19 protein-coding genes and 1 riboswitch are annotated in these 24,584 nt (G+C 54.7%); of the genes, 6 read left to right on the top strand and 13 right to left on the bottom strand.

Annotated features, from left to right (window positions below; translation table 11 throughout):
* Window positions 1-6 precede the first annotated feature (6 nt).
* The 3 genes from RAC60_RS04365 (at window position 7) to folA (ending at window position 3,055) form a co-directional block, all read left to right on the top strand.
* A complete protein-coding gene (locus RAC60_RS04365) occupies window positions 7-906 on the top strand; it encodes a transcriptional regulator (RefSeq protein ID WP_081049521.1) in 900 nt (299 codons plus the stop codon).
* Between the two features lie 295 nt (window positions 907-1,201).
* Complete coding sequence (locus RAC60_RS04360) at window positions 1,202-2,341, top strand: porin (RefSeq protein WP_058702074.1); 1,140 nt, start codon at window positions 1,202-1,204, stop codon at window positions 2,339-2,341.
* A gap of 231 nt (window positions 2,342-2,572) precedes the next feature.
* Complete coding sequence (folA, locus tag RAC60_RS04355) at window positions 2,573-3,055, top strand: type 3 dihydrofolate reductase (RefSeq protein ID WP_058702073.1); 483 nt, start codon at window positions 2,573-2,575, stop codon at window positions 3,053-3,055.
* Between the two features lie 54 nt (window positions 3,056-3,109).
* On the opposite strand, the gene apaH is transcribed toward folA, so the two are convergent.
* The 6 genes from apaH to lptD are packed head-to-tail and all read right to left on the bottom strand — an operon-like array spanning window position 3,110 to window position 9,922.
* On the bottom strand, window positions 3,110-3,967 hold the full coding sequence (apaH, locus tag RAC60_RS04350; RefSeq protein WP_033740231.1) for a bis(5'-nucleosyl)-tetraphosphatase (symmetrical) ApaH: 858 nt from the start codon (window positions 3,965-3,967) through the stop codon (window positions 3,110-3,112).
* Window positions 3,968-4,022: 55 nt separating this feature from the next.
* Window positions 4,023-4,400 (bottom strand): Co2+/Mg2+ efflux protein ApaG, encoded by a 378-nt coding sequence (gene apaG / locus RAC60_RS04345; RefSeq protein ID WP_006117645.1) that lies wholly within the window; start codon window positions 4,398-4,400, stop codon window positions 4,023-4,025.
* A gap of 3 nt (window positions 4,401-4,403) precedes the next feature.
* The gene (gene rsmA / locus RAC60_RS04340; RefSeq protein WP_033740232.1) at window positions 4,404-5,225 is read right to left on the bottom strand and encodes a 16S rRNA (adenine(1518)-N(6)/adenine(1519)-N(6))-dimethyltransferase RsmA; all 822 of its coding nucleotides are present in this window, start codon (window positions 5,223-5,225) and stop codon (window positions 4,404-4,406) included.
* Complete coding sequence (gene pdxA, locus RAC60_RS04335) at window positions 5,218-6,210, bottom strand: 4-hydroxythreonine-4-phosphate dehydrogenase PdxA (RefSeq protein WP_058702071.1); 993 nt, start codon at window positions 6,208-6,210, stop codon at window positions 5,218-5,220. The genes rsmA and pdxA overlap by 8 nt, the downstream gene beginning before the upstream one ends.
* Window positions 6,200-7,495 carry a peptidylprolyl isomerase SurA gene (gene surA / locus RAC60_RS04330; RefSeq protein WP_058702070.1) on the bottom strand — a complete coding sequence of 432 codons (1,296 nt, stop codon included), beginning with the start codon at window positions 7,493-7,495 and terminating at the stop codon, window positions 6,200-6,202. Before surA ends, pdxA begins: the two co-directional genes overlap by 11 nt.
* A gap of 54 nt (window positions 7,496-7,549) precedes the next feature.
* A complete protein-coding gene (lptD, locus tag RAC60_RS04325) occupies window positions 7,550-9,922 on the bottom strand; it encodes an LPS assembly protein LptD (protein ID WP_052133197.1) in 2,373 nt (790 codons plus the stop codon).
* Between the two features lie 182 nt (window positions 9,923-10,104).
* Between lptD and djlA the strand changes: the two genes are divergently transcribed.
* On the top strand, window positions 10,105-10,917 hold the full coding sequence (gene djlA / locus RAC60_RS04320; RefSeq protein WP_039338763.1) for a co-chaperone DjlA: 813 nt from the start codon (window positions 10,105-10,107) through the stop codon (window positions 10,915-10,917).
* A gap of 55 nt (window positions 10,918-10,972) precedes the next feature.
* On the opposite strand, the gene rluA is transcribed toward djlA, so the two are convergent.
* The 3 genes from rluA to polB all read right to left on the bottom strand — a co-directional run bounded on the left by rluA (window position 10,973) and on the right by polB (window position 17,086).
* Window positions 10,973-11,626, bottom strand: coding sequence for a bifunctional tRNA pseudouridine(32) synthase/23S rRNA pseudouridine(746) synthase RluA (gene rluA, locus RAC60_RS04315; protein ID WP_058702069.1), 654 nt, complete (start codon window positions 11,624-11,626; stop codon window positions 10,973-10,975).
* Window positions 11,627-11,663: 37 nt separating this feature from the next.
* The gene (gene rapA, locus RAC60_RS04310; protein ID WP_033740345.1) at window positions 11,664-14,570 is read right to left on the bottom strand and encodes an RNA polymerase-associated protein RapA; all 2,907 of its coding nucleotides are present in this window, start codon (window positions 14,568-14,570) and stop codon (window positions 11,664-11,666) included.
* A gap of 155 nt (window positions 14,571-14,725) precedes the next feature.
* On the bottom strand, window positions 14,726-17,086 hold the full coding sequence (gene polB / locus RAC60_RS04305) for a DNA polymerase II (protein WP_152998363.1): 2,361 nt from the start codon (window positions 17,084-17,086) through the stop codon (window positions 14,726-14,728).
* A 167-nt stretch (window positions 17,087-17,253) separates the two neighbouring features.
* Between polB and RAC60_RS04300 the strand changes: the two genes are divergently transcribed.
* Window positions 17,254-18,018 carry a DedA family protein gene (locus RAC60_RS04300; RefSeq protein ID WP_058702067.1) on the top strand — a complete coding sequence of 255 codons (765 nt, stop codon included), beginning with the start codon at window positions 17,254-17,256 and terminating at the stop codon, window positions 18,016-18,018.
* On the opposite strand, the gene thiQ is transcribed toward RAC60_RS04300, so the two are convergent.
* The 4 genes from thiQ to sgrR all read right to left on the bottom strand — a co-directional run bounded on the left by thiQ (window position 18,015) and on the right by sgrR (window position 23,117).
* Window positions 18,015-18,716 (bottom strand): thiamine ABC transporter ATP-binding protein ThiQ, encoded by a 702-nt coding sequence (gene thiQ / locus RAC60_RS04295; RefSeq protein WP_006117655.1) that lies wholly within the window; start codon window positions 18,714-18,716, stop codon window positions 18,015-18,017. The genes RAC60_RS04300 and thiQ overlap by 4 nt on opposite strands.
* Entirely contained in the window at window positions 18,700-20,310 is a 1,611-nt protein-coding gene (thiP, locus tag RAC60_RS04290; RefSeq protein ID WP_375092746.1) for a thiamine/thiamine pyrophosphate ABC transporter permease ThiP, read from the bottom strand. The genes thiQ and thiP overlap by 17 nt, the downstream gene beginning before the upstream one ends.
* Window positions 20,286-21,272: a thiamine ABC transporter substrate binding subunit gene (thiB, locus tag RAC60_RS04285; protein WP_039339092.1), complete on the bottom strand. Its 987-nt coding sequence runs from the start codon at window positions 21,270-21,272 to the stop codon at window positions 20,286-20,288. The genes thiP and thiB overlap by 25 nt, the downstream gene beginning before the upstream one ends.
* Before the next feature lie 43 nt (window positions 21,273-21,315).
* Window positions 21,316-21,420, bottom strand: a riboswitch (TPP riboswitch).
* A gap of 35 nt (window positions 21,421-21,455) precedes the next feature.
* The gene (gene sgrR / locus RAC60_RS04280) at window positions 21,456-23,117 is read right to left on the bottom strand and encodes an HTH-type transcriptional regulator SgrR (protein ID WP_058702064.1); all 1,662 of its coding nucleotides are present in this window, start codon (window positions 23,115-23,117) and stop codon (window positions 21,456-21,458) included.
* 253 nt (window positions 23,118-23,370) lie between these two features.
* On the opposite strand from sgrR, the gene RAC60_RS04275 reads away from it, so the two are divergent.
* Entirely contained in the window at window positions 23,371-24,549 is a 1,179-nt protein-coding gene (locus RAC60_RS04275) for an MFS transporter (protein WP_033740244.1), read from the top strand.
* Window positions 24,550-24,584: the final 35 nt, after the last annotated feature.

The raw sequence follows: 24,584 nt of genomic DNA, 5'->3' as shown, positions 1-24,584 counted from the left end.
TTTGCCATGTTGATCCCCAGGTTTTTCAGATGGGAGCAGTGCTCTTTTAACGACTATCAAAAAGCGTGTGATGATTTTGGGTACAACTGTGAGTCAGCGCCGGAATTTATCGCTTTCCGGATGCGCCATCAGCAGCCTTTCACGTTTTATGCCTATAAGGTGAAAGGGGCTATGGTAGGGAGCGTTTGCGTTGAAAAAGGCTGGCTCGCCAACGATGGTAAAAACCCTCAGCGTTCGCTTCCTGCGCTACTGACCCCATCAACATCCGTTTATATACCCTTTTGTCGCGACACCAAAACAAAGGTCCTTTTGCCCTTTCGTTGTAAGTCGTTGCATCATCTGCACGGTAATACGTTTCTTAATGCGTCTTATCGTTTGTTGAGCAAGAATAAAGCAGCATTGACGAAAAATCCTGCTGTCGACTTCTCACGAAAAACTGTCTCAACCCGCGAACGCGAATTAAGAAAATTCCTCGCTGATGGCGGAAGTTTGCTTAATGTAAATCATCTTGAGGGTGAGCATATTTTTGAGGTTTTCGAAGCGTTATATCGCGCGAGACGGGAGCAGCCAATTGCTGAAAGAGATATCAATAAAGCCTTTTTCCGTGAGTTCCAGCACTGCTTCAAAGGGCATATGATGTTCCTGAACAATGAGCCAATCGGGCTGCAATTACTGGTCTCTGTAAATAGCCAGGTTGGCATGTTTGTGGACTTTATCAATATTGGCTACCGGATGGACAGCAATGCGGGCGCAGTGGGGACGATGCTGATGTGGAAGAATCTTACATCTTTGCATCAGGAGGCGTCTGATAAACAGGTTCCTCTCTATTATTCCTATGGTTCGATGTCAGGAGAGTACAAAAACAGATGGTGCCATGCTGTGCCTAATGGACGCGTCATTATCTGAAGTCAGTGCGTTGTGAGAACGCGTCTTATCTTCAATAACAGTTACCAGGCGTGCCTGTTTCTCTTACCGTTTTTCAGGAAATGACTGAAGCAAAAAAGCCGTACGATGTCTGATACGATTCCGGCAAAAGAGAGAGGTGGTTAAACAATTTAAGAAATTTGATTTAATTATTATCAAATCATGCCTGATTCGCTTTTTCGCACGAATTTATAATACAAAGTACTACCAAGTCATGCATGGCCAATGTAATATCCTGCCCGCTCATGAAGAGAGCGTAAACAGGATATTCATAACAATGAAAGCGCGTAATTTTGCACTGAGTGCAGTGGCTGCACTGTTGGCTCTGGTCACGTTTTCCAGCCAGGCTGAAATCACTCTTCTTAAACAAGACCCACAAGCAGGCGATCCCCTTAGCCGTCTCGATTTCAAATTTGGTGGCAGCATTCGCCCCCAGTTTAATCATCAAACCGGCGTCAACGATAAATCTTACAAGCGTAATGGCTTTGACGGCGGATCCCGTTTCCGTTTCAGCGCCGACTACTACCTGTTCGATGATATTAGCTGGACCAGCTACTATGAACTGGGCGTTAACATTCCGGCCGTGTTCAACTGGGATAATCACTACGCTGAAGGTGCGCACGAGACTACTCGCCGCCAGCTTTATACCGGCCTGAAAAGTAAAACCTGGGGCCAGTTAACCTTTGGTCAGCAGAACAGCGTTTATTACGATATTGTGGGTGCCAAGACGGATATCTGGGATTACGACATGCTGGCCCAGGCACCGGGCAACGGCATTAACGGTGATTACGATGGTTCCTACCGTTCTCGTAAGCAGCTGAAATACAAAAACAGTTATGGGGCGGTCGATCTTTACGCCTCTTACCTGTTTAGCGATAACGAGTATCTGCCGGGCAACGGGCTGCGCTATAAGCGCCAGGGCGGTGGCTCGCTGGGTGTGAATTACAATATTACGCCTACCCTGGCATGGGGCACGGCCTGGAACTACACCCGCGCCAGCATGCGTAATCCTGCTACTGGCAACAGTAAAGATTACGACCAAAACATTTTTGGAACAGCATTGAGCTGGACGCCAGGTAACTGGACCCTGTCAGCAGGGGGTGGCTGGTACCAAAACTTCCTGACCACCAAACAGCGCAACGTGAATAACTATTTTGCGGATGATGCCTGGGGCATCGAATATTACGCCGGATATAAAATCCCGGTGGCGCAATATGGTGTCAAAGCCGTTCAGCCTTATGTCATGGGTGACCGTTTAGAATATGCGAATGGCCGTAACTACCAGCGCATCGACAATGGTCTGGGCGTAACGCTGTTCCTTGACTATGGTTTCCGTGTGGATTACGAACATGTCTTCACGTCCAGCACGGATAATCAGGGCGACATGAATCTGGTTCGCTTCCGCTACGATTTCTGATAATCCCAACGGCTCCGTCTGGAGCCGTTTTATTCTCTGTGTTTATCACGCACTCACGTCATTATCTGGCGATTTAAGGGTTATAACCGCGATTTTTGCGGAGTAAAACCCTGTACAAACTCTGAAAGGCGGTGTCTATGCCGCTTTATTTAAGAAGCCCGTTCCTGCTATCGACGAAGGTTTAACCTTTACGTATCATGGCGCCTGTTTTTTTTCAGCGAGCTTTTTAACATGATTAGTCTTATCGCGGCATTAGCAGCAGATCGCATTATTGGAATGGAAAACGCCATGCCGTGGGACCTGCCTGCAGATCTGGCGTGGTTTAAGCGCAACACACTGAAAAAGCCCGTCATTATGGGCAGGCTGACTTTTGAATCGATCGGCCGGCCTTTACCGGGCCGGTTGAATATTGTGGTCAGCAGTAAACCCGGTCACGCAGAAGGCGTTACCTGGGTAACGTCGCTGGATGACGCAGTAAATGCTGCGGGCGAAGCTGAAGAGATCATGGTCATTGGCGGCGGCCGCATTTATGAACAGATGTTAGCCCGCGCTGACCGCCTTTATCTGACGCATATTGATGCTGAAGTAGAAGGGGATACCCAGTTCCCGGACTACGAACCGGATGAATGGCATTCTACCTTTAGCGAATTCCATGACGCTGACGAGCAGAATTCGCACAGCTACTGCTTCGAGATCCTCGAACGACGTTGTTAATGGGGGATCGAAAAACGCCTTGTTGTTGGGACAAGGCGTTTTTATGGCGGTGGATCAGCTGGCTGACTGTTGGGGTGACAGATCGTCTGGTACAGAAAGCTGGCGGTTGGAAGGCTGAACATAATAACGCTGCGTTTCCCAGTGCAGCAGGGTCAGATTCCCACCCCAGCAGCAACCGGTATCCAGACCGATAATGCCCTCTGGTGTCCCTTTGCCTTCCAGTGATGCCCAGTGCCCAAACACAATGGTGTGATCGCGGGCAACGGGCCCTTCAATCGTAAACCAGGGTTTAAGCGGTGGCGGCGCTGATTCAGGCGCATCCTTACAAATCATATCGAGCTGTCCGTTTGGGAAGCAAAAACGCATACGGGTCAGCGCGTTAGTAGAGAAACGTAGCCGCGCCAGGCCGGACAGGGATTCGCTCCAGTTATTCGGCATGTCGCCATACATGGCATCAAGGAACAGCGGATAGCTGTCACTGGCCAGGACGGCTTCGACTTCACGCGCGCAGCGTTGCGCCGTCTCCAGATCCCACTGCGGCGTAATGCCCGCATGGCCCATCACCAGCTTCTTTTCTTCATCAACCTGCAGCAGAGGCTGCCGACGTAGCCAGTTGATCAATTCATCTGCGTCTTCCGCTTCCAGCAGTGGCGTCAGGCGATCTTTAGGTTTATTGCGGCTGATGCCGGCATAAACGGCCAGCAAATGCAGATCGTGATTGCCCAGAACCAGGCGAACGCTGTCTCCCAGCGATTTGACGTAGCGTAGTACCTCCAGCGAGCCGGGCCCACGTGCGACCAGATCACCTGTCAGCCACAAGGTATCCTGACCAGGATCATAGTTCACCTGGTTTAGCAGAGCACGTAATTCATCATAACAACCGTGAACGTCGCCAATCAGGTAAGTATTCATTGTGAATTATCCAACTAAAAACAGTCGCCCGTTAGTCGGGCGAAAGGCATCAGGTTCAGTGAATATGGCTTTCAACAGCCAGGCGGAAAACGGGGATGTCGACGTGAAACGTATCGCCTTGCTCATCCACCATCACATAGTGGCCCTGCATCGTGCCCATAGGCGTTTCAAGCACCGCGCCACTGGTATATTGGTATTCACTACCGGACGCAATGTGTGGTTGTTCACCGATTACGCCTTCACCCTGAACTTCTGTTTCACGTCCATTGCCGTTGGTGATCAACCAGTAGCGCCCGAGCAGTTGCACAGAGGAGCGGCCTAAATTGCGGATCGTAACGGTATAAGCAAAAACATAACGCTCTTCTTCCGGTGAGGATTGCGAGGCGACATAAAGGCTTTGGACGTGGATCGATACGCGGGCCGGTTCACTCATAGGTTACTCCTGCGGTTTATCCAGATGGTCTGCCAACCAGTTTGCTAACTGACAATATTGCGCAACCGACACGTTTTCTGCACGCAGGCCCGTATCGATCGACAAGTCTTCCAGCGCACCCGCAGTCACCATATGGCTCAGGCTGTTACGCAGCGTTTTACGACGTTGGCCGAACGCTTCCGTGGTAATACGGCTTAAAATACGCACGTCTTTTACCGGATGCGGTGGCGTCATAAAAGGCACCAAACGTACTACCGCTGAATCCACCTTCGGAGGCGGCGTAAAAGCGTGCGGTGGCACTTCCAGCACCGGGATGACCTGGCAGTAATACTGCGCCATGACGCTCAGGCGACCATATGCTTTGCTGCCCGGACCGGCCACCAGGCGATTAACCACTTCTTTCTGCAGCATGAAGTGCATATCTTTAATCGAACCAGTATAGCTGAACAGATGAAACATCAGCGGGGTCGAAATGTTGTAGGGCAGATTACCAAAGACGCGTAGCGGCTGGCCTTTCTCTTTAGCCAGCGCGGCAAAATCAAAGGTCATGGCATCCTGCTGATAAATCGTCAGCTTAGGACCTAAAAACGGATGTGTCTGCAGACGGGCTGCCAGATCGCGGTCAAGCTCCACAACCGTTAAGCTGTCGAGACGTTCGCCGACCGGTTCTGTCAGGGCACCGAGGCCCGGCCCAATCTCGACTAACGCTTCGTCGCGTTGCGGATGAATGGCGGAGACAATGCTGTCGATAATGTATTGATCGTTCAGGAAGTTCTGCCCGAAACGTTTACGGGCGTAGTGCCCCTGATGGACGCGATTATTCATTACTGCTCTTGATCATAGTGATGGCGAGATTAAGCGCCGTGATAAAGCTGCCCGCGTCAGCCTGACCCAGCCCGGCTAGTTCAAGCGCGGTGCCGTGATCGACTGAGGTACGGATAAACGGCAGGCCGAGGGTAATATTTACCGCGCGACCAAATCCCTGAAATTTGAGAACCGGTAAGCCCTGATCGTGATACATCGCCAGCACCGCATCGGCATGTTGCAGATATTTGGGCTGGAAAAGTGTGTCCGCGGGCAATGGGCCAGTCAGCTGAATACCCTGCTGGCGGAGTTCATTCAGTGCCGGGATAATCGTGTCTATCTCTTCCCGACCCATGTGGCCGCCTTCACCCGCATGAGGATTCAGCCCACAAACAAAAATATGCGGCTGGGCGATCGCGAATTTCTCTTTGAGATCCTGATGCAGGATCGTGATCACTTCATGCAGGCAATCCCGGGTGACGGCGTCAGCGACCGCTTTTAACGGCAGGTGCGTAGTCGCAAGCGCGACGCGTAACTGCTCTGTTGCCAGCATCATGACCACGCGGTGCGCGCCTGCACGCTCGGCAAAGAATTCGGTATGGCCTGTAAACGGTATCCCCGCATCATTGATCACGCCCTTATGCACAGGGCCGGTAATCAATGCAGCAAACTCACCGGACAAGCAGCCGTCGCAGGCGCGAGCCAGCGTTTCCAGTACATAGTGACCGTTGTCGACACAAAGCGTACCGGGTGTGACGGGCTGCGGGAGTTCAACGGGAAGGACGGTGAGTGTACCGGCCTGCTGGGGCACTGGAGGCTCGGCAGAATCGTAAAGACGAAGGGTCAGAGGCAAACCCAGCGATGCGGCGCGCTGCAGCAAGAGCTGGGGAGACGCACAAACGACCAGCTCAACAGGCCAGGCCTGTTGAGCCAGTTGCACAGCCAGATCGGGACCAATCCCGGCGGGTTCGCCGGGCGTAATCACCACACGACAATCACTGCGCATTGTTATCCAGAATTTTCACGTAAGCCCCTGCACGCTGCTCCTGCATCCAGGTCTGCGCTTCTTCCGCGAACTTGCGGTTGAACAGCATGCGGTAAGCACGCTCTTTCTGGGCTGCATCCGTTTTATCAACCTGACGCGTGTCCAGCAACTGAATCAAATGCCAGCCGAAAGAGGAATGAACGGGCTGGCTAATTTCCCCTTTTTTCAGGCGTAGCAGCGCATCGCGGAACGCCGGGTCAAAGACTTCAGGCGAGGTCCATCCCAGATCGCCGCCCTGGTTAGCCGAGCCCGGATCGTCAGAGAATTGTTTTGCGGCGGCCGCAAAAGTGGTTTTACCGCTGCGGATATCGGCGGCAATTTGTTCCAGCTTCGCGCGGGCCTGATCGTCAGTCATGATCGGTGACGGCTTCAGCAGAATATGGCGTGCGTGCACCTCGGTGACAGAGATGTTTTTGCTTTCGCCACGCAAATCGTTCACTTTCAGAATATGGAAGCCCACACCGGAACGAATCGGACCAACGATATCGCCTTTTTTTGCCGTGGCCAGAGCCTGAGCAAACAACGTCGGCAGCTCTTCAATTTTTGACCAGCCCATATTGCCGCCTTTCAGGGCCTGGGAGTCAGCGGAGTAGGTAACGGCCAGTTTGCCGAAATCAGCACCGCCCTTCAGTTCGCTCACCAGCTGTTTTGCCAGTTTTTCCTGGTCGTCAACCTGCTGTTGTGTCGGGTTTTCAGGCAGCGGCAGAAGAATGGTGCTGATATTCATCTCAGTCCCTTGAGTATTCTGCGCACCCACCTGTTTTGCCAGCGTATCCACTTCCTGTGGCAGGATGGTGACGCGACGGCGGACTTCGTTATTACGGACTTCAGAGATCAGCATCTCTTTACGAATCTGCGCCCGATACGTGTTGTAGTCCATACCGTCATAGGCCAGACGACTGCGCAGCTGATCGAGGGTCATGTGGTTTTGAGCGGCAATATTCTGAATGGCCTGATCCAACTGCTGATCGCTGATTTGCAAACCGGCTTTATCGCCTAACTGCAGAATGATCGCGTCCATAATCTCACGCTCAAGGATCTGATGGCGTAAGGTTTTATCGTCCGGTAGCTGCTGGCCGGCCTGTTTCGCCTGAGATTTAACGGTGTTCATCATGCTGTCCACGTCACTCTCAAGGACCACGCCGTTATTAACCACAGCTGCAACTTTATCAACCACTTGTGGTGCTGCGAACACGGTGTTGGCACTGATCGCCACACCAAGAATCAGCATTCTCCAGTTCTTCATACTTTATCCATTATTGGTTCCGCACTGCGGGATTGCCTGTCAAACATCACAACATCAGAATGCACGCTGGTAAGGGATGATCCCCTGACTCAGCATCTGGCCAGTGCCCAGGCCATAATTCGAGCTCAGGCCACGTAACTCAATGTTGAATGAGATTTGGTTGTCGTACTTACTGTCGTTGTTTTCCCAACCGTTGATTTTACGTTCATATCCCAGACGAATCGCGTAGCAACACGAGCTGTACTGCAGGCCAACCAGCTGTGATGCCGGGCGATTATTGCGCGTATCGTAGTAATACGCGCCAACCACCGACCAGGCATCATGAATTGGCCAACTTGCCGTGGTGCCAACCTGTGAAATCCCGTTTTTATAAATCGGGTTATTCACCAGTGAGCTGTCGTTAAGCGCAGAAGCAACATACTCCGGGCTGCTGTAACGGTAGCTCAACTGCACCATACGGTCAGCATCACGACGGTATTCCAGCACGGTATTGCCCTGCGCCACGTTATTCAAGCGGGTATCGTATTGCAGCCCGCCACGCACGCCCCAGCGTTCGCTGATCTTCCAGTACGTATCCCCGGCCCAAAGAAGACTGCCGGTATCGTCATCTTTATTGGTCTGGTTAACGCCTGTACGCGAAGGCGTGAACGAATAGATTTGACCCACAGAAACGTTAAAACGTTCAACCAGATCATTATCATAAATTCGTGTAGTCACACCGGTCGCGACCTGGTTCGCTGAGGCGATGCGATCCAGACCGCTGTAAGAGCGATCGCGGAACAGGCCGGTGTAGTCCGTTTGCAGCAGCGTGGAGTCGTAAGGATAAATGTCGCTCTGGTCCCGATACGGGATATACAGGTACTGAACCCTTGGCTCCAGCGTTTGGGTGTAACCCTGCGCCCAGTCCATATCACGATCAAATACCATGCGCCCATCGACTTTAAACTGCGGCAATGTGCGGTTAACGGAGCCTTTCAGCACACCGCTGGTAGTGCTGGTGGGGGCAAAGTTAGCGTTGTAGTAATCAACATCTTTTTGCTGATAGTGCGTGGCCAGAAATTTGGCTTCAGTATCCAGGCTGGCCCAGCTGTTTGATAACGGCAGATCGAGCGTAGGTTCAACATGTAAACGCGTGGTTTCGGGGAAACTGCTGTTCACGTTAGTAAACTTTACGGCCTGGGCATAGATGCGGGTGTCAAACGGGCCGACATCGTTCTGGTACCAGTTCAGGTCCAGTTGCGGAAAGGCACGATAGACATTGCTGTTACTGGTATTACCAAAAATCTGGAAATCTTTGGTCGACAGGGTTGCGTCCCAGTTAGTATCCGCATAACCGACGCTGAATTTCTGTGAGGCATAGCCGTCAGTCGAGCTGTAATAAGGCGACGTCAGATCGTTGAAGTAATACTGATCGCTGACCTTGGTATAGTCGGCGTTAAAGCGCCAGTGCTGGTCATATACACCGGCATGACGCCAGTAAAATAACCAGCGGTCTGAACTGTCGCTTTGGGCTATGCCGCGCGCTGCTTTTTCATTGTCGTACTGCTTATCCGACGCCAGGTAATCAAATTCGACCAGACCTGCGCCCGCTTCTGTGAGGTAACGGAATTCGTTCTGCAATTGCAGACCACGTTTACTCATATAGTGCGGCGTAATGGTGGCATCGGCCTGAGGCGCGATGTTCCAGTAGTAAGGCAGAATAAACTCGAAACCATTATTGCTGCCGTATTTGGCATTAGGGATCAGGAAGCCTGAGCGGCGACGGTCGCCCAGCGGCAACTGCAGATACGGGCTGTAGAATACCGGGACGGAACCGAGCTTAAAGCGCGCGTTCCAGATCTCTGCCACTTCTTCCTGGCGATCCTGAATGATTTCGGACCCCGCCACGCTCCAGCTGTTACTGCCGGGCAGACAGGACGTGAAGGTGCCGTTTTCCATGATGGTGTAACGGTTTTGTCCACGCAGCTTCATTTGATCGCCCGTACCCCGCCCCTGGCGGCCGACCATCTGATAATCACCGTCCCAGACGTTAGTATCTTTGGTGTTAAGATTCGACCAGGCTTTCGGACCTTTCAGGATGACCTGATTATCGTCGTAGTGCACATTACCTAGCGCATCGACGGTCCGGACGGGCGTCGTCTGACCTTCTGGCTGGCGTTGATGAAGTTGCACCTCATCAGCCAGCATGCGGCTGTTGCCCTGGCTGACGTCTACATCACCTTTGAAAATGGCATCATCAGGATAGTTGCCTTTCACGGAATCCGAGTGAATAGTAACGGGCAACTGATTGGGATCGCCATTGACCAGAGGGCGATTATAACTCGGCACGCCTAACATACACTGCGACATTAAATCGTCGGCGAAGGCTTGCTGGCTAATGGCTGCGCCGATCAGGGTGGCCAGCAGAGTAGGTATACGTTTTTTCATACGCGGTATCGAGAATTCCATGAAAACTGGCATCATGCCGACAATCGGGTCAGAGACTAACGCACTGCCTGGCGTTGCGCCAGTGTTAATCCTTTTCTGTCCGCGCTGCCGTTAGGCGCTGAGATAAATGACAGGTATGATAATGCAATTTTCAGCCGTAAGCATGGCGAATTGAGGAGTTTATGCGCTACTGGGGAAAAGTTATAGGTCTGGTGCTGGGATTATTGTCTGGCGCGGGCTTTTGGGGAATTGTAATCGGCCTGATCATTGGGCATGGATTTGACAAGGTTCGCGGCGCACAAAGCAAGGCGTACTTTTCAAACACCCAGACCCGACAGTCACTGTTTTTCAGCACCACGTTTCAGGTGATGGGGCATTTAACCAAATCGAAAGGGCGCGTAACGGAAGCGGACATCCAGATTGCGTCTCTGTTTATGGACCGCATGCAGCTTCACGGTGAGGCGCGTACTGCCGCACAACGTGCTTTTCGTGAGGGCAAACAGGGCGAATATCCGTTGCGGACCAAACTGCGCGAATTACGCAGTGCCTGCTTTGGTCGTTTTGACCTGATTCGGATGTTTCTGGAAATTCAGATTCAGGCTGCGTTTGCCGACGGCACACTGCATCCCAACGAACGTCAGGTCCTGTACGTTATTGGTGAAGAGTTGGGCATTTCACACAGCCAGTTCGATCAGTTTCTGCGCATGATGGAAGGCGGCCAGCAGTTTGGCGGCGGCCGCAATTATTCTCAAGGCGGTTTCCAGCAGGCACAACGCGGTCCTACGCTGGACGATGCCTGTAATGTGCTGGGCGTGAAAAGCAGTGATGATGCCACTACCATCAAGCGAGCCTATCGCAAACTGATGAGTGAGCACCATCCCGATAAGCTGGTGGCAAAAGGGTTACCGCCAGAAATGATGGAAATGGCCAAACAGAAAGCGCAGGACATTCAGTCGGCTTACGATCTGATTCGCAAAGAAAAAGGCTTTAAGTAAGCGGCGTGCGCCCCGGTGATTCATCCGCGGGGCGCGCGAGTCATAAACGGGCCGGTCAGAAATCGGCGGGCTGCTTGAAGGTCATCGTACTGCCAAACTCAGGATGCGTGATGGTCAGCGATTCGGCATGCAGCAGAAGCCGGCTTGCCATTGCCCTGGCTTCCGGGTGAGCATAAAACCCGTCCCCAAGTATCGGATGGCCCAGCGCCAGCATATGCACGCGCAACTGGTGCGAACGGCCGGTAATGGGCTTCAACGTGACGCGTGCGCTGTTATCGTCCCGATATTCCACCACCTGATACTCGGTTTGTGCCGACTTACCCGTCTCAAAACACACTTTCTGTTTTGGCCGGTTGGGCCAGTCACAAATCAAGGGCAAATCCACCAGGCCTTTTTCCCCTGCCGGATGTCCCCAGACCTGAGCGACATAGGTTTTGGCGGGTTCGCGCTCGCGAAACTGACGTTTTAGTTCACGCTCAGCGGCTTTCGTCAGTGCGACGACAATCACGCCGCTGGTGGCCATATCCAGCCGATGCACCGATTCGGCTTCAGGATAATCCCGCTGGATCCGCGTCATCACGCTGTCTTTGTGCGCCTCAAGTCGACCCGGCACGGAAAGCAGGCCGCTGGGCTTATTCACCACCATGATGTGCGCATCCTGATAGAGAATGTGCAGCCGGGGCTCAAGCGGCGGATTATAGGGTTCCATACATTATTCCAAAAAAGAGGGCCTTGCGGCCCTGAACTTACTGATGCGTAACCACAATCAGACGCAGCGCATCCAGGCGCCAGGTGGCTTCATCAAGACTTTCCAGCACCTGCTCGCGATTGCTTTCCAGCGCGTCAACTTCATCGTCACGAATATTGGGGTTGACGGCTTTCAGGGCTTCCAGACGCGATAACTCGGCCCCCAGCTTTTCACTCGCTTCGCGCCGTGCCGTATCGATTATGGCACGTGCTTCGCTGACGACTTCTTTCTCCGCCAGGGTAAGAATAGCGTGAACATCCTGCTGAACGGCGTTCACCAGCTTACTGCCTGTATGGCGGTTGACCGCATTCAACTGACGGTTGAAGCTCTCGAACTCCACTTTACCTGCCAGGTTAGTGCCCTTGCGATCTAACAGCAAACGCACAGGCGTTGGCGGCAGGAAACGGGTTAACTGCAGATGCTTAGGTGCCTGAGATTCCACCACGTAAATCAGTTCTACCAGCAGCGTGCCGACAGGCAATGCCTTATTCTTCAGCAGCGACAGCGCACAACTGCCCGTGTCGCCCGACAGGATCAGATCCAGGCCGTTACGGATCAGCGGATGTTCCCAGGTAATAAACTGGGTATCTTCACGCGACAGGGCCTGATCGCGGTTGAACGTGATGGTGCAACCGTCTTCAGGTAAGCCCGGGAAATCCGGGACTAACATATGATCTGACGGCGTCAGCACAATCAGGTTATCGCTACGATCTTCCTGATTGATGCCCACGATATCAAACAGATTCAGGGCAAAGTTGACCAGCTCGGTGTCGTTATCCTGCTCGGCAATGGTATTCGCCAGCATCTGCGCGGCGTCGCCGCCGTTCGAGTTCAACTCCAGTAACCGATCCCGACCTTGTTCAAGCTGAGATTTCAGCGCGTCATGCTGTTTACGGCAGGCGTCGATAAAGTCATCAAAGCCTTCACTGTTTTCCGGCGCAGCCAGATAATTAATCAGTTCAGCGTGCACGCTGTCATAGAGGGTTCTGCCGGTCGGACAGGTGTGCTCAAAGGCATCCAGCCCTTCGTGATACCAGCGCAGCAGGACCGCCTGAGCGGTTTTTTCCAGCCATGGCACCAGAATCTGAATGTCATGCGCCTGACCGATACGATCCAGACGACCGATGCGCTGCTCCAGCAGATCCGGGTTAAACGGCAGATCGAACATAACCAGGCGGCTGGCGAACTGGAAGTTACGGCCTTCAGAGCCGATTTCTGAACACAGCAGAACCTGTGCGCCGTTTTCTTCTGAGGCAAACCAGGCCGCAGCCCGATCGCGTTCAATAATCGACAGCCCTTCGTGGAATACGGCGGCACGGATACCTTCACGCTCGCGTAATACCTGCTCCAGTTGCAGAGCGGTTGCGGCCTGCGCGCAAATCACCAGCACCTTCTCTTTACGGTTGCTGGTCAGATAGCCCATAAGCCATTCTACACGTGGATCGAAGTTCCACCAGGTGCCGGTGTCGCCTTCAAACTCTTGATAAATCTGCTCCGGATAGAGCAGGTCGCGCGCGCGTTCTTCGGCGCTTTTACGCGCGCCCATGATGCTGGAAACTTTGATGGCCGTCTGGTACTGAGCCGGCAACGGCAGGCGAATGGTATGCAATTCCCGTTTCGGGAAGCCCTTCACGCCGTTACGGGTGTTACGGAACAACACGCGGCTGGTGCCGTGGCGATCCATCAGCATGGAAATGAGTTCCTGGCGCGCCTCTTGTTTGCCCTCGCGGTCACTGTTGGCGACCTGTAGCAGCGGTTCGATATCCTGCTCGCCAACCAGCTCATTAATCATATTCATCTCGTCTTGCGAGATGGGATTATCCGCCAGCAGTGAGGTGACCGCATCGGCAATCGGACGGAAATGCTGTTGCTCTTCGACGAAGGCGGCGAAGTCGTGGAAACGATCGGGATCGAGCAGGCGCAGGCGTGCGAAGTGGCTTTCCATGCCCAGTTGTTCTGGCGTGGCGGTCAGTAGCAGGACGCCTGGTGTGTTTTCGGCGAGCTTTTCAATGACCTGATATTCACGACTTGGCTCACCTTCAGACCAGGCCAGGTGATGCGCTTCATCGACCACCAGGAGATCCCAGTCCGCGTCGGCCAGCTTATCAAGACGCAGCTTATTGCGACGAACAAAGTCCAGCGAACAGATAATCAGTTGTTCCGTATCGAAGGCATTGTCGCTGTCGTGCTGGGCTTCGGCGTAACGATCGTCATCGAATAGCGCAAAGCGCAGGTTGAAGCGGCGCAGCATTTCAACCAGCCACTGATGTTGCAGCGTTTCTGGTACCACAATCAGTACGCGCTCAGCGCGGCCAGCCAACAGCTGCTGCTGAATGATCATACCGGCTTCGATGGTTTTACCCAGACCCACTTCATCCGCCAGCAGAACGCGCGGTGCATGGCGACGGCCCACATCATGGGCGATATGCAACTGGTGGGGAATCAGGTTGGTACGCATCCCACGCAGGCCACTGACGGGCAGGCGGTACTGTTCACTTTGATATTTACGCGCACGAAAACGCAGGGCGAAGCGATCCATGCGATCGAGCTGGCCAGCGAACAGACGATCCTGGGGCTTGCTGAACACCAGTTTGCTGTCGAGCATGACTTCACGCAGCATCACGTTGGTTTCTTCAGTATCCAGGCGCGTACCGATATAGGTTATCAGGTCATTGTCATTACGGACTTCATCCACCCGCATTTGCCAGCCCTCATGGCTGGTCACGGTATCGCCCGGGTTAAAAATCACGCGGGTGACGGGCGAGTCGCTGCGAGCGTAGAGGCGATTTTCCCCTGTGGCCGGGAAGAGCAGCGTGATCATGCGAGTATCGATCGCCACCACGGTACCTAATCCCAGTTCACTTTCTGTATCACTAATCCAACGCTGACCTAATGTAAAAACCATATAATTTTTGCTCGAATTTTTAACGTTTTTGAAGGTGTTCCCCATTCTCAGGCAATAGCATGTCAACCAGGCAAAAGGGGCCTGGTGCGTATGTCAGAGCGGTGAGTTTTGAGGAAGGGCGTTATGGTACTGGATGGCAGGGCATTCGTCACCTGTCAAAAAAGCCCCAGTTGCCCGGTAATCAGTGTAGCAAAGTCACCCTCGACGAAAGGCAAAATGCCTTCGGCAACAGGTTGCAGCTGTTTCGTAACGTAGTGATCGTAGTCGAGCGGCGTGGTCCGGGCTTCAACGGGTTCGGGGCCACCCGTCGCTATCACATAGCGAATACGGCCACCGGTCTGATATTGCAGCGGCCGACCCAGTTTACGGTTGTGTTCATCCGCCAGACGGGCGGCGCGCACGTGAGGCGGCACATTGCGTTCATACTCCTTCAGCGGACGACGCAGGCGTTTCTTATAAATGAGCTGATCGTCCAGTTCGCCCGCCAGCAGCTGTGTTACGGTTGTGCGGACGTACTCTTCCCAGGGCTGACGATGAAATATCCGGCTGTAGAGTTCCTGCTGAAACTGCTGCGCCAGTGGCGTCCAGTCGGTCCGGACGGACTCCAGCCCTTTAAATACCATACGTTCACTGTCGCCTTCACGAATTAATCCCGCGTAGCGTTTCTTACTGCCCTGTTCGGCACCGCGAATGGTTGGCATCAGGAAACGGCAAAAGTGATTTTCATATTCCAGTTCGAGTGCGCTTGTCAGGCCATATTGCTGCTGGAGATGTTCACGCCACCAGTCATTGACCTTCGCGGCCAGTGCGCGGCCTGTTGCTTCCGCCTCGGCTTCATCCCGGGCGGACTTGAGCCAGACAAAGGTAGAATCCGTATCGCCATAGATCACATCATAGCCTTCGGCTTCAATCAGCTCGCGGGTTTGCTGCATGATGGCATGACCGCGCAGCGTAATCGACGAGGCCAGGCGAGGATCAAAAAAGCGGCAGGCGCTGGTGCCCAGCACGCCATAAAACGCATTCATAATGATTTTCAGGGCCTGCGACAGGGGCTTATTGCCCTGTTTTTTCGCGGTTTCGCGCCCCTGCCAAATCTGTTCCACAATCGCGGGCAGGCAATGCGTTTCGCGTGAGAAGCGCGCCTCACGAAAGCCGGGCACCGAATCCGCATCCGTTGGGTGCGCCAGCCCTTCGATGAGGCCAACGGGATCGATCAGAAAGGTGCGGATAATCGAGGGATAAAGACTTTTGTAATCCAGCACCAATACGGAATCATACAGGCCTGGCCGGGAATCCATCACATAGCCGCCGGGGCTGGCTTCCGGCGCAACATCGCCGAGATTGGGGGCGACAAAACCGACCCGATGCATGCGGGGAATATACAGATGGCTGAAGGCCGCCACAGAGCCGCCGTGGCGATCGACCGCCAGCCCGTTAACGGCGGCGCGCTCCAGCAAAAACGGCATGATTTCGGTTTTATGGAAGATGCGTGTGACTAGTTCGCAGTCCTTCAGGTTATAGCGTGCCAGCGCCGGTTTATCGTTGGCAAAACGCCAGTTGATCTCTTCCATGCGCTGCCACGGGTTATCGATAGCTTTGCCTTCGCCGAGCAGTTTTTGTGAAACCGACTCCAGACTAAAAGAGGGGAAATCCCAGAAGGCGGATTTCAGCGCATCAATACCATCAATGATCAGCCGACCTGGCGCCTGGGCAAAAAACACGCCGGGTTTAAAACCGTGCTCACGCCATTCCAGTACAGCCTGCTGGCGGCCCAGGCGTAACGGAATGCCATAGCGGTCGGCATGTTTCTGCAGAACGCGCAGGTCAAACTGCACCACGTTCCAGCCGATCACCACATCGGGGTCGTGGTCGGCAAACCAGCGATTGAGCGCCTCCAGCAGTTGAGGGCGGGTTTCCTGGTAAATGAGTTCGAAATCCAGTGCGCTGGCATCGCCGTTAGGCGGTCCCAGCATGTAAACCTGACGCTGGCCGCAGCCTTCAAGGCCAATGCAGTAAAGCTCGCCATGCTGGGTGGTTTCGATATCCAGAGAGACCCATTTCAGCGGTGGGCGGTAGTCAGGATGCGGTTTGAGCCGGGCGTTAACCAGCGCATCGCCCTGCGCGTCACCATCGAACCACACGGGCGCGGTGATAAACCGTTCCATCAGATAGCGTTCAGGCGGACGAATATCGGATTCGTAAAGGGGAATGCCGTTTTCGCGCAGTTTCTTTTCAATCCACTGAAGCTGGCGATGCTGGCGGCAGTAAAGGCCAAATACCGGCCGGCGGCGAAAATCGGTTAACTGGAGAGGCTGCATGCGCACCTGGCGCTCGTCCTGTAGCAGCGTTTCGACCTGCGCCTGGTACTCGCAGGGAATAAACGTCACCGATTCCTGCACAGGCAGCACGACGCGCTGAGCACCGTCATCGGTGGCCAGCCAGAGCGTAATTTCGGTGCCTTGCGGCGTATCGCGCCAGTGACGGCTCAGCAGAAACCCTGCGCGGGGCTTATTCACGTATTCTCCAGGCTGATAGCGAATCGGACATGCGGTTAAAAAGTATAACATGGATATTTATACAGTGTCTCCCGGTGCGTTTTGTCAATATTGGCCTACAATTCTTGCCTTGACGCTGTGATGTCTGCTCTGGACAATCCAGCCTTCTGCTTTTTCTGAGGATTGATATGGAAGCCTGGGTTCAACACCTGATTACACAGTCGCTGGAGTGGGCGCTGTTTGCCGTGGCGCTGGTGACGTTTCTGGAGTCACTGGCGTTTGTGGGGCTGCTGCTCCCCGGCACCGTGATGATGGCGAGCCTTGGCGCGCTGGTGGGCAGTGGGCAGATCGGTTTGTATCCCGCCTGGGCCGCTGGCTTCGTCGGTTGTCTGCTTGGCGACTGGGTTTCTTACGGGATTGGCTGGAAATTTCAGGGGCCGCTTCATCGCTGGAAATACCTGCAAAAATACAAAGGGCTGCTGGATAAAACCGAACATGCGCTCTATCAGCACAGCATGTTTACCATTCTGGTCGGCCGTTTTGTGGGACCCACTCGCCCGCTGATCCCGCTGGCGGCAGGTATGCTGGAATTGCCGGTACGCAAGTTTCTGCCCCCCAATCTGATCGGCTGTATTTTATGGCCCCCGCTTTATCTGTTGCCGGGGATTCTGGCAGGCGTGGCGATTGATGTCCCGAAAGAAGCCCGGGGCGGTCACTTTATCTGGCTGCTGGTTGCCGTTGCCCTTGTGGTGTGGCTGGGATGCTGGCTGTGCTGGCGCTGGTGGCGCGGTGAAAAGACCCGCGACTGGGCCACCGCGTATTTGCCGCCTGAACGACTGCGCTGGCTCGCGCCGCTGGGCCTGGTCGTGGCCGTTGCGGCCTTCGTCGGTATTCAGTTTCACCCGATGATGCCAGTTTTCCGCCACCTGCTGTGGCAGGTCTTTATCGGTTAACGACGTGGGATGCCGAGCACATCGGCTTCCCGCACGTCCCCTGACAGCAGCCGGTCCGTTGCGCCATCCCAGTAAACCCGTCCATCTACCACCACCACGCTGCGTGGCGCAATCTGCTGCGCATCTTCAAGACTGTGCGACACCATAAGTAATGTGATTTCACGGGCTTCGCAGACGGTACGCACCAGGTTGAGCATCTCGCCACGCAGTGCCGGATCAAGCGCCGAGAAAGGTTCATCCAGCAGTAATACCGGCCGCTCGCGCAGCAGGCAGCGTGCCAGCGCTACGCGCTGACGTTGTCCACCTGAGAGCTGGCCTGGCAGGCGCGACAGCATCTCACTGAGCCCGACCTGCTGTGCAATGGTGGCGACCTGCTGACGCTGGTCCGCAGTCAGCCTGAGCCCGGGATGTAAGCCCAGCCCCAGATTCTGTTCCACGCTGAGATGCGGAAACAGGTTGTTTTCCTGAAACAGCATCGATACCGGGCGCTGAGCGGGCACGCTGTGGGTATGATCGACGCCATCCATTATCAGACTGCCCTGGCTGACGGGCAGAAAGCCGGCAATCAGATTTAACAACGTACTCTTACCCGCGCCGCTTGGACCAAGAATCGCCAGCCGTTCGCCGCGTCCGGCGTGAAGGGAAAAACGCATCGGCAAATGCTGATACAGGTAAGTCAGATTATTCAGTGTCAGCATGGCGACCCGGTAATTTTTCCATCAGAGTAAACAGAGACAGGCAGAGCACCAGCAACAGTAATGCGGTAACGGCTCCGTCGGCCCCGCGATAGGCACCAATCTGCTGATAGAGGTAGAACGGCAGCGTACGGAAATCGGCGTTACCGAACAGCGCCACGACGCCAAAGTCTCCAATTGACAGTACGCAGGCAAACGCCAGCGCCTGTGCCAGTGGCCGCTTCAGTGCACGGAGTTCTATCAGCGTCAGGCGGTTCCATCCGCTGATCCCTAATGCGCCGCACAGGTGGTTGTAGCGTTCTGCGATATCCCGCATCGGGTTTTCCAGCACTTTCAGGGCATAGGGAATGGCGATCAGGGCATTGGCGAACATCACTACGCCATCCGCCGCATCGGGCAGCCCTGTAGTGGCATTCAGCAGCAGGAAAAAGCCGGTTGCCAGCACGATACCCGGCATGGCCAGAATCAGCATGCCGCTGGTGTCCATAAATTGTGCGGCAAGTTTACGCTGGCGCAGGCGCAGTTCGCGGCTGCTCCAGAGCAGCATGGTCGTCAGTAACACGCACAGCACGCCAGCGCCCAGGGCGATGCGCAGTGAGGTGAATGTTGCCTGCCACAACGCCGGTTGTTGCAAGGCGCCGCGCAGTCCGCCGTCCAGGCCATTAATAATCACTGCGATCAGGGGCGGTAGCAGTAACAGCAAGGCTAAACCGATGAGGGCGATGTCGCTGATGCGCGCCAGCACGGAATCCTGCGGATCGCGCCAGCCCTGGCGCTGCGTGTTGCCAGCGGGAATGGCGTGACTGAAGCGCTGACTGAGAAGCACCAGCACCAGGCAGCAGCCAAGCTGAATCAACGCCAGGAGTGCGGCGCGTCCCGGATCGTAGTCATAACTTAAAGCCTGAAAAATGGCCAGTTCGATAGTGGTGGCCCGCGGCCCGCCACCCAGTGAAAGAACCGTGGCAAAACTGGCGAAGCAGAGCATGAAAATCAACGCACCGGTAGGCAGTAACTGGCGACGTAGCCACGGCCATTCAAGGAGCCGAAAGTGATGCCAGCCACGGATATTCAGCTGTGCAGCAAGCTGACGCTGTTCGGCCGGAATGCTTTCCAGCGCCTGCAGCATCAGGCGCGTGGCCAGCGGCAGGTTGAAAAAAACATGGGCCAGCAAAATGCCCTGAAGCCCGTAAGGTGAGAAGTGATAGTCCACGCCAAGCCAGGCGCAAAGCCGGGCCAGCCAGCCCACCCGACCATAGACAGTGAGCAGACCAAATACCGCGACCAGCACCGGCAAGACCAGCGTCATGGCGCACAGGCGTAATAATCCCTGACGGCCAGGAAAACGGCGTCGATAAAGAGCCCGGGACAGCGGAATGGCCGGCAGCAAAGAGAGCAGGGCGGAGAGCAGCGCCTGCGTAAATGAAAAGCCAATCACATGATGCAGATAGGTATCCTGCAGAACCGCGCGCCAGTCGATCGCCGGGGCCGCCATCCACAGTGCAGCAAAAGCTGACAACGCCACGCTGCAGAGCAGCAACGTGGCGAGTGAACCCGGAATCAGCCAGAAGGGGATCAGCGGCTCACGGCGCGTTGCCATTGGCTGACCCATTGTGAACGGTGGCTGGCGACGGCTTCAGGCGAAAACTGTAATGCCGTCTTCGGCACGCTGAGTGAAGCAAAGCCTGCAGGCAGGTCGGTTTTGATCACCGGGTACATCCAGTTGCCGGTTGGAATCGTATTCTGGAAAGCGGGCGTGACCATGAACTGCATAAACTGCTCTGCCAGTTTTGGTTGTTTGCTGTTAGCTAGGCGGGCTGCCACTTCCACCTGCAGATAGTTGCCTTCGGCAAACGGTGCCGCGGCATAGTTATCCTTCTTCTCTTCAATAATGTGATAAGCCGGCGACGTGGTATAGCTCAACACCAGATCGCTCTCGCCTTTCAGAAACAGACCGTAGGCTTCACTCCACCCTTTGGTCACCGTGACGGTTTTCTTTGCCAGCTTTTGCCAGGCTTCAGGCGCCTTGTCTCCGTAGACTTTTTGCATCCACAGCAGCAGGCCAAGGCCCGGCGTGCTGGTGCGGGGATCTTCATAAATCACGCGCCATTTTTCGGGGCTTTCGACCAGTTCTTTGAGGCTCTTTGGTGGGTTTTTCAGCGTGTTTTTGTTATAGACGAACGCGAAGTAGCCGTAATCGAAGGGCACAAAGGTGGTGTCCTTCCAGCCGCCGGGAACCTGCAATTTACCGGTATCAACGTCGCTTTTGGCAAACAGCCCGGTTTGTTGCGCGGCCTGCAGAAGGTTGTTATCCAGCCCTAATACCACATCGGCCTTGCTGTTCTTGCCTTCCAGACGGACGCGATTCAGCAGCGAAACCCCGTCTTCCAGGGCCACATATTTCAGTTCGCAACCGCACTGGGTTTCAAAGGCTTTTTTAACGGCCGGACCGGGTCCCCAGTCAGCGGAAAACGAATCATAGGTGTAAACCGTCAGGACAGGTTTGGCCGCGAAGACCGGGGCAGAGAGTAACAGCAGCACGGGCAGGACGTTTTTTAACACTTTGCGCTCCTATAGCGGCAGGGTTGAGTCGCAAAGGATCTGAGCAAAGTTGCCTCTCAAATCCCTACGTCGGCATTAACCGATTCAGGTTCGACGGGTATATCTCAGCGCTCTGACATGATGGAAAGAGGCACCCCGTTGAGAACGTCACATTCTAGTCATTTAATGCCCGCCGGGAAAGGATCACAGCGTGGGCGGTGCAAACCAGGCGGATTTAAAGTCAAACCACCCCAGCGTATTCATCCGTACCCCGCGCATACTGCGCTGGCCTTCCAGCAGCAGCCAGTGATGAAACAACGGATGAAGCCAGTTGCTTTCAACCAGCTGTTTCGCCCATTCAGCAAGGGGGAGCGTTTTCTCACGCCAGCGCGCAGCATCCTGCTGCCAGTTCACCGGCAGGCAGTGCTGCAACAACGGGACTTCGTATAACAGCGCAAACAGAGAATAGTCCAGGGGCAGGGTAAAGTTGACGCTGCCGAGCCAGATATCGCTTTCACCTGTGCCCTGATGCCAGGATTCATAACTGACCTCACGCACGTCCAGCGTCACGTCGTGTTGCGCCAGTAGTGGACGCAAGGCATCGGTGATACTGACGTGCTCAATGTGCTGGTTATAAACGGTCAGCGTCAGGTGTGTCAGGCCTGCGGGTTTTTCTACCGGTGTCAAATCACGCCGGTGGTGCCAGCGGGGCAGCAGGCCGTAAGCAGGAAACCAGTAACGCTGGTAACCCAGATCCGCATTGTTCAGTAAGGCAATGGGGTTAAGCAGGAAGCTAAGCCAGCGTCGAATGCCCGGTTCGCCTGCCTTCGCGGAGCGCTGGTCAAACAGTAAAAAGTAGCAGCCCTCTTCAAGCCGACTCTCTTCCTGTTTCTCATCGGCCTGTTCGCCCTGCAGGCGAACACCGGCATAAACCACTTCGTCACTGATTTCGGGCAGCACCCATACCGACACGTCATCGATCAAGGCGCGATAGCCAAAGTAGTCGTCGAAGGCTTCGATCTTCAGCTGACTTTGCTGATTGCGGATGACCCGATAGGGCCCTGTCCCTATGGGCTGACGGGCAAAATCGCGCATATCGGGCCACTCGCGCGGCAGAATCATGGCGCTGACGCTGCCCAACAGCCAGGGTAGCCAGCGGTCGGGCTGATCTAAATAGATATCCAGCGTCCAGGGGGCAGGGGAGTCAAGTCGCTGAAGATGGGAAAACAGCGGATGCTGGCGCAGGCGCTCAAGGCTGGCAATCACATCGTCCATGTCGAGTTCCCGGCCATGATGGAAACGGATAGCCGGACGTAAATAAAAGCGCCAGTGTCGATCCGAATGTTGCTGCCAGTGATGAGCGATATCGGCTTCGATTTCCCCCTTTTCCTCATTTATGCGTGTCAGACCGCTAAAAATCTGGCGAGCGATATGGGTTTCTGACCGGCGCAGGGGCGATCCAGGCAGCAGATTGAGCAGAGGGCGGTAGTAGAGGACGCGAAGAATATGTTTTCCCTGCCGGAAACTGCGGCCCAGATGCGCGCTGATCATCTGTCTGACCTGATCTTTATCGCCGACAAGCTGCACCAGTTGATCAATACGATCCTGTTCCAGCAGGTCTTCAGCGCGCTGCTGCTGCAGGGTTAGTCCGGTGTAGCAGAAGGTGAGCACGGATCGCTTGCCCCGTCCGGCCTCCGCCTGCCAGGTGAGCCAGCCGGCTTCCTGCATCCTGTTAAGCAGGTTCCGCATATGGCGACGTGAACAGTGCAGGGCGTCGGCCAGTTCACCCAGGGTGGTTTCCTGCGATTGCCCCTGACAGCTCTGCCACAGACGAATGAACTGCTGCTTCAGGCGTGATGACGACATAAAAGAGGAACTCCCTCTGAAACCTGCTCTGTTTTTCCTGCCCTATTTTAGAGGCAAACTTTCTCGCATTGGAAGAGCGGGAGGCATTCAGCGATGGATGGCGCTCTGACATGGACGGCAGCGATGCCCGTCCCTTCTGAGTAGTGTGCTACGATTTTGCCAGCAGAGTTATTCTGCTGGTTTTTTTTACGTTGCAGGTTATGGTCGGGGGACACGCTTCCCGTTTCTATTGTTGTTCTGTCAGGGATAAGGCATGAAATCTTTGTTAGCATTCTCGCGCCGTTTCAATCCAGTGTTTTTCGCTTTTATGGTGACCGCCTTTATCCTCGGCGTAGCGGGCGCGCTTCAGGCACCGACGCTGAGCCTGTTTTTATCGCGAGAAGTGCAGGTGCCGCCGCTGTGGGTTGGGCTGTTTTTTACCCTCAATGCCGTTGCCGGGATTGTGGTGAGCATGATGATCGCAAAACGTTCCGACCGGGTCGGCGATCGCCGCAATATCATCTTGCTGTGCTGCATGCTGGCATTGGCAAACGCGCTCCTGTTCGCCTTTACCCGCCATTATCTGACGCTGATAACGCTGGGCGTACTGCTGTCGTCGCTGGCGAATGTCGCCATGCCGCAGCTTTTTGCCCTGGCGCGTGAATATGCCGACAGTGCTTCGCGCGAAGTGGTGATGTTCAGCTCTGTCATGCGTGCTCAGGTCTCGCTGGCCTGGGTGATTGGCCCGCCATTGTCATTTGCGCTGGCGCTGAATTTTGGCTTTGTCACGTTGTTCAGCGTGGCCGCCGGGCTGTTTTTTCTCTGTTTTCTGCTGATCTGGTTCACGGTGCCCTCGGTGCCGCGCACCGCGTCCCTGATGCAGTCAGGCGGAATTCCGCTGAGTGGCTGGCGTATTCGTGATGTGCGTATTTTGTTTGCCGCATCGACGCTGATGTGGACCTGCAACACCATGTATATCATCGACATGCCGTTATGGATCAGTACGGATCTGGGCTTACCTGAAAATCTGGCCGGAATCTTAATGGGCACGGCTGCCGGGCTGGAGATCCCGGTCATGATCGTGGCGGGCTTTTACGCCAAACGATGGGGCAAGCGGAATATGATGGCCGCCGCCGTGGCTGCTGCCGTCGTGTTCTACAGCGGCCTTATCCTGTTTCACAGCCATCTGGCGCTGCTGATTCTGCAGGTGTTTAACGCCCTGTTTATCGGCGTGGTCGCAGGCATTGGCATGTTGTGGTTTCAGGATCTGATGCCTGGACGGGCGGGCGCGGCCACCACCCTGTTTACTAACAGCATTTCGACCGGGATTATCCTGGCGGGGCTATGTCAGGGTGCGCTGGTTGAACATTTTGGGCACGGCAGTGTGTACTGGGTGATTGCAGCGATTTCGCTGGTTACGTTGGTGATGATCAGAAGAGTCAAAGAGGCGTGATCCGCGCCTGTGAGATGCGCAGGGCAAAAAAAAAG

Origin of the sequence: Pantoea sp. BR_17 (genome assembly GCF_041955125.1) — a bacterium.
Lineage (GTDB): Bacteria > Pseudomonadota > Gammaproteobacteria > Enterobacterales > Enterobacteriaceae > Pantoea > Pantoea stewartii.
This window is presented reverse-complemented; position numbering and strand designations above follow the sequence as displayed.